The organism is Paenibacillus sp. Y930 (assembly GCF_056786375.1).
Genome location: NZ_JBXCIX010000026.1, coordinates 1 through 1,517, shown reverse-complemented (window position 1 = coordinate 1,517; position 1,517 = coordinate 1). Strand labels below are relative to the sequence as shown.

Here is a 1,517-nt window from a genome sequence, read left to right as displayed (position 1 = left end):
GCGCCCTATTCAGACTCGCTTTCGCTGCGGCTCCGTCTTTCCAACTTAACCTTGCACGTAATCGTAACTCGCCGGTTCATTCTACAAAAGGCACGCCATCACCCAGTAATAGGGCTCTGACTTTTTGTAAGCGCACGGTTTCAGGTTCTTTTTCACTCCGCTTCCGCGGTGCTTTTCACCTTTCCCTCACGGTACTGCTTCACTATCGGTCACTAGGGAGTATTTAGCCTTGGCAGATGGTCCTGCCGGATTCCGACGGGGTTTCACGTGTCCCGCCGTACTCAGGATACAGTTCGGAGAGTGTCGACTTTTGGCTACAGGGCTTTTACCTCTTCTAGCGGGCCTTTCCAGACCTCTTCGCCTAACCTACACCTTTGTAACTCCGTATGAACTGTCCTACAACCCCAAAGAGCAAGCTCTTTGGTTTGGGCTAATCCGCGTTCGCTCGCCGCTACTGACGGAATCACTTTTGTTTTCTCTTCCTCAGGGTACTTAGATGTTTCAGTTCCCCTGGTATGCCTCTATCTGACCTATGTATTCAGTCAGAAGTAACAACCCATTACGGCTGCTGGGTTTCCCCATTCGGAAATCCCCGGATCAAAGCTTGCTTACAGCTCCCCGAGGCAGTATCGTTGTTCGCCACGTCCTTCTTCGGCTCCTAGTGCCTAGGCATCCTCCGTGCGCTCTTACTAGCTTAACCTAGTAACATCACTTCAAAGAAGTTTTCGTTAGAAAATCTTCAAAAAAATCATGCGCTTTATTTCATCATCGAGAAGTTTTCGACTCCACTTCCTAAGAAGATTCATCTCCAAGCTTCACAATTCGCTTTGGATGTTTCATTACTTTCATATCCAGTTTTCAAGGAACAAACACTTTTTCCGTTAGGAAAATAGTGATGATTTTTCTGAAAGAAAATATCAAACCATATCCTTTTGGGAAACGGTCATCATCTTCCTTTATGATCGTAGCCATATTTCAGAAGAAATATGTCTCATTTCATAGAGAAAAATCGTCTTTGTTGCACTGACGAGTTTTGATTGTATCAGCCTTCGACAACTTTTGCAACAGGTATAATATGAATACCGCTTGGCGACGTCCTACTCTCCCAGGACCCTGCGGTCCAAGTACCATCGGCGCTGGAGGGCTTAACGGTCGTGTTCGAGATGGGAACGTGTGGTTCCCCTCCGCCATCGCCACCAAACGATAGTGCTATCACCTTTTCCGTTAGGAAAATGGTGAACTTATGATTTTTCTGAAAGAAAATATCAAACCTTCATTCAATAAAATCATTATTTAGTTGAAAGATTTACCATACACTTTTCTTACGAAAAGCTTTGTTTGATCTTTCAAAACTGACAACGAGTGTGCGAACAACTGCCAAGTTGTGATCCTCAAGGGATCTAATGTTCTTCTCATCGGAAGAACGTGTTCTCTTAGAAAGGAGGTGATCCAGCCGCACCTTCCGATACGGCTACCTTGTTACGACTTCACCCCAATCATCTACCCCACCTTCGACG

Annotated in this window: 3 rRNA genes; all 3 read right to left on the bottom strand. The window is 45.6% G+C overall.

Annotated features, from left to right (window positions below):
- Window positions 1–700: ribosomal RNA gene (locus tag AC1TO5_RS21170) — 23S ribosomal RNA — on the bottom strand; the annotation flags it as partial.
- Window positions 701–1,084: 384 nt separating this feature from the next.
- Window positions 1,085–1,201, bottom strand: a 5S ribosomal RNA gene (rrf, locus tag AC1TO5_RS21165).
- A 236-nt stretch (window positions 1,202–1,437) separates the two neighbouring features.
- Window positions 1,438–1,517 (bottom strand): 16S ribosomal RNA (locus tag AC1TO5_RS21160); the annotation flags it as partial.